Source organism: Tenacibaculum finnmarkense (genome assembly GCF_900239185.1).
Lineage (GTDB): Bacteria > Bacteroidota > Bacteroidia > Flavobacteriales > Flavobacteriaceae > Polaribacter > Polaribacter finnmarkensis.
Genome location: NZ_OENA01000041.1, coordinates 1 through 1657, shown reverse-complemented (window position 1 = coordinate 1657; position 1657 = coordinate 1). Strand labels below are relative to the sequence as shown.

The following is a 1657-nucleotide window of genomic DNA, read 5'->3' as shown; positions in this document are numbered from 1 at the left end:
AGTAACAGGAGCGATTACTTTCAATCCAGATGCAGGGTTTACTTCAGACCCAACACCAGTAACTTATAATGTAGAGGACAACGATGGAAATGTATCTAATGATGCAACAATCACGTTGAACTTTACTCCAGAAGCACCAGTAGCACAAGATGATACGGTACCAGGTTTACCAACCAATGCAGATGCAGTAATCAACCCATTAGCAGATAATGGAAATGGCGTTGATGCCGATGCAGATGGAGTATTAGACCCAACCACGGTAAGTTTAGTACCAAGTGGAACGGCAACCAACATTGTTACCGATGCGAATGGTGATGTAACGAGTTTTGAAGAGCCAGGTCAAGGAGTTTGGACTGTTGATCCAGTAACAGGAGCGATTACTTTCAATCCAGATGCAGGCTTTACAGCAGATCCAACACCAGTAACTTATAATGTAGAGGACAACGATGGAAATGTATCGAATGATGCAACAATCACGTTGAACTTTACCCCACAAGCGCCAGCTGCAGTAAACGATACAGTAGCAAATTTACCAACCAATACGGATGCAGTAATCAACCCATTAGCAGATAATGGAAATGGCGTTGATGCCGATGCAGATGGAGTATTAGACCCAACCACGGTAAGTTTAGTACCAAGTGGAACGGCAACCAACATTGTTACCGATGCGAATGGTGATGTAACGAGTTTTGAAGAGCCAGGCCAAGGAGTTTGGACAGTAGATCCAGTAAGCGGAGCGATTACTTTCAAACCAGATGCAGGCTTTACTTCAGACCCAACACCGGTAACTTATAATGTAGAGGACAACGATGGAAATGTATCGAACGATGCAACAATCACGTTGAACTTTACCCCACAAGCGCCAGTAGCAGTAGATGATACGGTAGCAAATTTACCAACCAATACGGATGCAGTAATAAATCCATTAATCGCCAATGGCGGATTAGCGGATAGCGATCCCGATGGAAGTTTAGATGCAACAACGGTAAGTTTAGTAGGTACCTGTGATTCAGGATCAACGGATGCTAATGGAGATTGTTTACAAATAACAGAACCAGGTCAAGGAGTTTGGACTGTTGATCCAGTAACAGGAGCGATTACTTTCAATCCAGATGCAGGGTTTACTTCAGACCCAACACCAGTAACTTATAATGTAGAGGACAACGATGGAAATGTATCGAATGATGCAACAATCACGTTGAACTTTACCCCACAAGCGCCAGTAGCAACAGATGATACATCAACAGGAAATACACCAGGCGATGATGCAACAATAGATGTATTAGACAATGATAAATTAAGTGATGGAAGTCCAATAACAGATCCAGAAACACAGGTAACTATCGATTTAGACCCAACAACACCAGGCGTTCAAAATACATTAGACGTACCAAACCAAGGAACTTGGACAGTAGATCCAGCAACAGGGATTTTAACATTTAATCCAATAGATGGCTTTACACAAACACCAACAGATGTAGTTTATACCTTAACGGAAATAAGCACAGGCTTATCAGACACCGCAACGGTAAAAGCAGGATATACAGAAGTTGATCCTATCGCAACAGATGATACATCAACAGGAAATACACCAGGCGATGATGCAACAATAGATGTATTAGACAATGATAAATTAAGTGATGGAAGTTCAATAACA

Annotated in this window: 1 protein-coding gene; it reads left to right on the top strand. The window is 41.9% G+C overall.

The features are described 5' to 3' along the window. On the top strand, positions 1–1657 hold a 1657-nt coding region (locus AQ1689_RS05335; RefSeq protein ID WP_219618435.1), incomplete at both ends, for a hypothetical protein.